Raw genomic sequence first — 6,808 nt, forward strand, 5'->3', positions numbered from 1 at the left:
CCATTTTTTTTTTTCTAAACTAAAAATAACATCTTTAACAAACATTTTCAATATTTATTTGAAATTTTCTTATAATTTCTACTATTAAAATCAATATTTCATCAAAAATTAATAAGATAAGTCTAAGCCATAAAAAAAGACATAACACACTCATTATGTCTTCATAATTATTCTCTCAAATTATATTTCTTTACTTTTATATCCCTAGCGCATAGCGACATTCTTCCCAAGCTCCATAAGTTTATCCTTTAACAAATCAAATAATTCTTCCTCTTTTAGGATTTATGAATTCATCATCTGGGTTTTAACAGCCAGGGATTTATCGAAATATCAATTAATTATTTTGTCCCTGCAAAAGATCATATAACGTGAGAGCAACAATTTTTGCTGCTTTTATTAGATCATCTACTTTTACGTGCTCGTCTGCACGGTGTCCATTTGCTTCCAATAATGTTCTAGGGCCAGCACCATATAAAACAACAGGAATATCAGCTTCATAGAAGTGACGAGCATCCGTATATAGAGGAGATCCCACTATTGGAAGCTCTTCTCCACCCATAATTTTTGACCAATTAACTGTGAAAGATTGTACCAATGGAGAATTAACTGGAACAGGGCCCATGCTTGGTGCTAATAAAATTTGATTAACTTCTGCTTCCACTCCTGGATAATTTTCAAGTGCTTCTACAATGACATTACGGATTTCTTCTTCTGCAAACTTAGGATTTTCTTCAGGAATTAATCTTCTATCGATCCGAATGGTCGCTGTATCTGGAACAACATTCGTATTAATACCACCTGAAATCAATCCAACTACTAGATTAGGAGAACCAATATTAGGAATAGTAGATTTTATCTCCGAGAAGCCTTTTCTGTATTCGTATAATGCACTTAAAACACCTGTCATTGCCTCCAAGGCATCATGTCCATATTGCGGCTCCGCAGCATGAGCAGACTTTCCTTTCAATTTTACTTCTAAATGAAGGCAACCATTATGAGCATTGACAAGGGAATAGGTAAATCCCGCACAAATCGCCATATTAGGGTTTATAAGCCCTTTCTCGAGAAGCCATTTTGGTCCGATGTCTCCGCCCGTTTCTTCATCAAATGTAAAAGCCAATGAAATTTTTCCGTTTAATTTTTCTTTCAATTGTCTCAATGCTAATGTAGCGAATGTAAAAGAGGCGATATCGGATTTTGATACAGCTGCACCGCGGCCATAAAGTTTTCCATCAACAATATTGCTTCCATAAGGATCTTGGGTCCATCCAAGCCCAGGAGGTACAACATCTCCATGAGAATTCAAAGTAATTTCCGGACCTTGGGTATTTCCAAAGGTTTGGAACCCAATAACATTGGAAACCTTATCCCTTCCAACCGCTTTAACTTTTTCTTCTTCTACTTCATTGATTGAAACATTTTCAAATTCAAATTCTTTAAGACGCTTAAAAATATGTTCAGCAATTTTTTGACAGTCACCTGGAGGGTTATCAGACGGAATCGATACAAGCTCTTGTAAAAAACTAATTAAATTTTCTTGTTGTTCCTCAATAAAATTAATAATTTGTTGTTTTTCTGGACTTAATGTTTCGGTTTTCATCTTATATACTCTCCTAAATATTGTTTTTATAATTTTTAGCCTAACCCCATCCAATAACAAAGAGAGAACCAAATAGGCAAATCCTTGTTATTGGACATTTTTGATCATTGCCAATGAAAAATTAAATTTCTACTAAACTACTTTTTGCAGAAATATACTTTCCTATTGGTTTACCAACTACTCCTTCTTCAAGATCAAATACTATCTGCCCTCTAACAAAAGTTTTCGTTACCCGGCAATTGATTGTCCGGCCAATATAAGGGCTGTGCTGATGACGATAATATAAGTCTTCCTTCTGTACCGTATAGTACTGATTCGGGTCGATGAAGATGATGTCTGCATCTTTACCTAGGTCGATACTACCTTTTTGAGGTAAATTGAATCTCTCAGAAGGGAAGGTTGCGATCATCCTGGCAAAACGGTTAATAGAAAAACCGCGCTTTTTAACTGCTTCATCAAACATTAAATCAACATTATTTTGGCAGCCGCTGATTCCCCCCCAGATATCAAAAATATTATTTGTATCGCTTTGCTTCATTTCAGGCGGGCATGGGGAGTGATCAGAAGTCAGCATATCAATTTTCCCTTCCAAAAGAGCTTCCCATAATTGATCCTGTTCAGCTTTTTCACGTAATGGAGGAGCACATTTTGCAACAGGCCCAATTTTTTCAAAAGCTTCTAAATCAATTGTAAAATAATGTGGACAAGACTCTAATGTGACATCTTGGCCCTCTTCACGTGCCTTTTGAATTTCCTCCACTGCTCGTTTACTGCTGATATGAACAAAATGCAATTTGCATCCTGTTTCTTTTGCTAAAAATAAAGCTCGCCTTACGGCATCAACTTCTGCGATCACCGGTCTGGATTCTACATAATCCCGAATAGCTACCTTTCCCCGCTTGATTTTATCAAGCGCGTAATTATCAGTAAATTCAGCGCTTTCAGCATGTATGGATAAAACATGCCCTAATTCTGCCAATTTCTTCATTCCATGATAAAGAGTGTAGTCATCAGCGTTTTTGAAATCGCCAATCTCATCAGTCCCGCATGTTGCCATAAAACATTTATAAGCAACTACACCTTCATCTGAGAGATCTTTTAGATCATCGATGTTTCCTGGAACTAGTCCCCCATATAGTGCATAATCGACATAGGCTTTATTTTCTGCAGATTTTAATTTTTTTCTTAAAGCCTCTTTATCTGTAGTAGCTGGAAGAGCATTTAAAGGCATATCGACAAAAGCGGTCGTTCCTCCTGCAGCCAAAGCCTTTGTCCCTGTTTCAAAGCCTTCCCATACCGTTCTGCCAGGTTCACAAATATGAACATGGGTATCGATCATCCCTGGCATCACATACTGATTAAAGGCATCAACAACTTCTTTTGAAGGATCGGTTATATTTTTAGATATTTCAACAATTTTGCCATTGATAATACCAATATCAACCTGTTCCACAGAATTCTTCAACACAACATTTCCATTTTTAATTACCAAATCATATTTCATACCCTCTAACCCTCCAGTTTTTATGAAAATTCAGAAAAAAATTATTAAAATATCTTTAGAATATAGATTTAATGAAGTCAACTCTCTTTTTCGAATATAGTGCCTTTTTTGAATTTCGAATCTTTAAATGCATACTTCGTAAGGAGATAATAAGCAATGCCTGATGTAACAAGACCAATAATCCATGCAAGCTTTACAACTAAAAAGGCTCCTATGGCACCAATAAGCATTGCAAGCACAGCAGCAGGATTAAGACCGGAAAATGTTCCGTTCTCCTGATACAATTCCTCTATATTTATTTTTTGCTTTCTTAAAATATAGTATTCTACCAATAAAATGGAAACGATTGGTCCTAAAAATGCGGAATAGGTGAGAATAAATAAATTAAGACCTTCTGCATTAGAATCCTGAACAAGCAGCCAAGGGAATGAGCCTAATGCAAGAAGTCCAGTAATTGTAACAGAAACTTTAAATTTCGCTTTTGTAAGTAATGTAATAACATAGGTCGGCGGAATAATATTGGCAACCATATTTACAGCAATCGCACCAAGTACAATAAATACGGAAACAAAAAATGTAATATAAGAATTATCTACTACGATGGCAAATGCCTTAACAGGATTAGTGATGCCGGTTACCGCGGCAAGCATTGCACCGATGGCAAGTGTTACGCTATACACCACTAAAATTGGCGAAAAGTACAATAATCCTCGTTTTTTATCACTAATACCTGCTTTGAGTTCTCGTGAGTAGTCTGCAGCACTTAAAAAGATCGCTGCATAATTTCCCATAAACACCATGATGAACCCAAAGAACGGTAAGCCCCAGGTACCTTTTGCATGAACCCATTTTTCTGCAATGACAGCGCTATGGTCTTTTAGAAGAATGACAAATACATATAGAAGTGCTCCAATAATCACAACTGATACAAGCGTTTCCACCCATTTAATGGCATGGAAGCCATACATCGAAAGTACAATTTGGATTAGTTGAATTACAACAAAACAAATGGCAACATTATCAAAGGTTCCGCTTGTAGCAATCTTCGCAATTTCATTTAAGGCAGTACCTCCAATCCAACTTTGAAAACCGTACCAAATGATGGCGGGGATTCCCCGCAAAAGGGAGGAAATGATGGCGCCTTTCTCCCCGAAGGACATTCTTAGATGGACAACATATGGAATTCCTGTTTTGTACCCTAGCCTGTCATTTAAAGCAAAAATTGTAGAAGTTATAGCGATTGATATGAAAGCAGCTAAAAATGTCTGAAAGATATTTAACGTTGTAACACCAGCTACAAACAAACTCGCTCCAAGCGTCATATTGCCTAAATTAACGCCGTCACCCATCCACATAAAAACATAGTCTCGGGGGCTTACCGTTCGATCCTTTGCACTTTTTGGCTTTAATGATTCATCGATATTAGCAGCAAATTGGATCTGTGGCTCTGCATAAACATCTTCTTTTTGTAAATTTGTTGACATTATAAACCCAACTCCCCTTATTCATTGTAAAACGGTATTTCAAAATACATTGCTCTACAAGTTAGGTCATAGATGTTTACCAATAGACGATGATCCCGTCTTTCCAATTTTTAAAATTTACCACTAAAAAATTTTTTCTGTCAGTATTAAACAATTTGTTGTTTAATACGCAACCACGTTTCCTCTTTTTTGTAAAAAAAATAAACACATTTTTATTACTTCCTTATTGCGTTCCATCACCACCTATATATATTTATATGTAAAACCCTCTCCAAGTAAAAGACAGGCTTTTACTACATAGGAGAAGAATGAACATCCGCAATCAACTATATTCACAGTCGGGTAAGCGTTTTCAATCAATCAAAAAAATTTATATTTTTAGGTAAGAAGTTCCAAAAGAGATGTAGAGTGCTGAAAGTTTTCGTTAAAATGAAGATTCGATTCGATTTCTTTCAAATGATCGACAGTCAATTTCTCAGCTAAATCTTCATCTCTTTCTTTAATAGCATGAAAGATTTCAAGATGGTGACAACATGTACCATTTCTCTCATCTCCCCTTCCATAAATGGAAATAATAACATACGTTAACGAAATTAAATCTTCAAGATACTGATAAAAATAAGAATTACCTGCCATTTCGGCTATTTTCAAATGAAAATCTCCTGACATTTGCAAAGCTTCAAAGTAGTTTCCCTGTTCAATTTCTCTTAATTCCTCTTGAAGCATATTTTCAAGTTCTTGAATCTGTTCCTGGTTGTATAATCGACAAGCTTTTCTAACTGCCTCAGCCTCAAGAATTCTTCTCATTTCAAATACTTCTTTTGCTTCTTCTATTGAGGAATAAGTAACGAATGCACCTTTGTTCTCAATAATCTTTACCAACCTCTCATAGGACAATTTCCGAAGCACATTACGGACTGGGGTTCGGCTAACCCCAAAGGAATCAGCTATTTCCTTTTCAACTAATTGCATATTCGGAAAGAGCTTTCGATGTAGGATCGCTTGCTTTATCTTTTTGTAAACTTCTAATTCCTTGGAATTCATTTCACATTATCCTCTCTTCTAAAATTCAATATGATAAGCATCAACAAAGAATCCCAGAAGGAGAAATAAAAAAGCTCCACTATAATGATCTTTATTGTATCTCTTTTGGAATACTAGATTGTATACAATTTCTATAAATAGAATACTTTAAATTGTTTTTATTTGCAAGCGTTTTCTGAAAAATCAAATAATTATATTATGATAATTTTTTACCTCTTATCATTTTAGATTCAAAGGTAGATTTCTCAAGTATTCGAGGGAATCTACCTTTTATGGATTTAAACAATTATACCTGTAAAACGTTTTATTGAATTTAAATACTACTTATCTTAATAAATTAGCAAGTGCGATCAAGAATAGCGGCTAGGGCCGGCGGTAACCCCTTGTTTGGCTTTATAGGGGGTTTAGCGAAACTTCCTGATACTGCATTCCCAGGATTAAGAGCTATTAGTGACTCACAATGACGTACAGCACTAGACACGCCATCCACTACTGGGACAGATAATTGACCTTCAAGGGTTCGAGCTAACCCTGCAAGAGGAGCTCCAGCAAGAATAATAACGTCAGCACCATCCTTTTCCACTGCCTCTTTTGCAAGCTCTTTTAACTGCTCGGAATGATCTTCCTGAACAGCACCAATATCACGGAGTGGGTCATTTAATGACCTGATGCTGGCAAGACGTGTTGTTAAATGGCTACGCTCAACAGTCTCTTGATACCATGCCTTGATACGTGATGAAATTGCAATAATCGAAAAGCGTTGTCCCAAAAGACATGCCGAAGCCAAAGCGGCTTCTGTCATTCCTACTACGGGAACATTGAGCATTTCTTTGATACCCAAAAGTCCGGGATCTCCAAAAGCATCAATAATTACACCATCATATTCACCGTGGTGTTCAGCCGCAAGACAGGCTGCAGCGTATCCTCCAATTAGGGATTCTATTCTTGTTTCAATATAAGCAACTCCAAAAGGTGCAGTAACAAACTTTAATTCTGTTCCTGGGGAAGCTACACGTCGAGACTCATTTGCAATAAGTTCTGTAACGCTCTCTGAAATATTCGGATTAATAACTAAGATTCGCACAAGCTTAATCTCCTTTTTTCTTTTGTAAAGGCTCTTTACGCATAAATTGTTATTTTTCGTATAAGTTCATCAACCCGTATAACTAAATGCTT

5 protein-coding genes are annotated in these 6,808 nt (G+C 36.2%); all 5 read right to left on the reverse strand.

Annotated features, from left to right (window positions below; translation table 11 throughout):
• Positions 1–334: 334 nt before the first annotated feature.
• The 5 genes from BIV60_RS11590 to BIV60_RS11610 all read right to left on the reverse strand — a co-directional run bounded on the left by BIV60_RS11590 (position 335) and on the right by BIV60_RS11610 (position 6,716).
• Positions 335–1,600: an ArgE/DapE family deacylase gene (locus tag BIV60_RS11590; RefSeq protein WP_071355902.1), complete on the reverse strand. Its 1,266-nt coding sequence runs from the start codon at positions 1,598–1,600 to the stop codon at positions 335–337.
• A gap of 121 nt (positions 1,601–1,721) precedes the next feature.
• Positions 1,722–3,104, reverse strand: coding sequence for an allantoinase AllB (gene allB / locus BIV60_RS11595; RefSeq protein ID WP_071355903.1), 1,383 nt, complete (start codon positions 3,102–3,104; stop codon positions 1,722–1,724).
• 77 nt (positions 3,105–3,181) lie between these two features.
• Entirely contained in the window at positions 3,182–4,588 is a 1,407-nt protein-coding gene (locus BIV60_RS11600; protein ID WP_071355904.1) for an NCS1 family transporter, read from the reverse strand.
• A gap of 378 nt (positions 4,589–4,966) precedes the next feature.
• Positions 4,967–5,632, reverse strand: a complete 666-nt coding sequence (locus tag BIV60_RS11605) for a GntR family transcriptional regulator (RefSeq protein ID WP_071355905.1) — start codon at positions 5,630–5,632, stop codon at positions 4,967–4,969.
• A gap of 337 nt (positions 5,633–5,969) precedes the next feature.
• Positions 5,970–6,716 carry an aspartate/glutamate racemase family protein gene (locus BIV60_RS11610; RefSeq protein ID WP_071355906.1) on the reverse strand — a complete coding sequence of 249 codons (747 nt, stop codon included), beginning with the start codon at positions 6,714–6,716 and terminating at the stop codon, positions 5,970–5,972.
• Positions 6,717–6,808 lie beyond the last annotated feature (92 nt).

It is taken from the genome of Bacillus sp. MUM 116, assembly GCF_001866655.1.
Lineage (GTDB): Bacteria > Bacillota > Bacilli > Bacillales > Cytobacillaceae > Neobacillus.

Bases quoted from the DNA above. Each gene is read 5' to 3' on its own strand.
- BIV60_RS11590 (WP_071355902.1), bottom strand. From the start codon at position 1,600: ATGAAAACCGAAACATTAAGTCCAGAAAAACAACAAATTATTAATTTT.
- allB (WP_071355903.1), bottom strand. From the start codon at position 3,104: ATGAAATATGATTTGGTAATTAAAAATGGAAATGTTGTGTTGAAGAAT.
- BIV60_RS11600 (WP_071355904.1), bottom strand. From the start codon at position 4,588: ATGTCAACAAATTTACAAAAAGAAGATGTTTATGCAGAGCCACAGATC.
- BIV60_RS11605 (WP_071355905.1), bottom strand. From the start codon at position 5,632: ATGAATTCCAAGGAATTAGAAGTTTACAAAAAGATAAAGCAAGCGATC.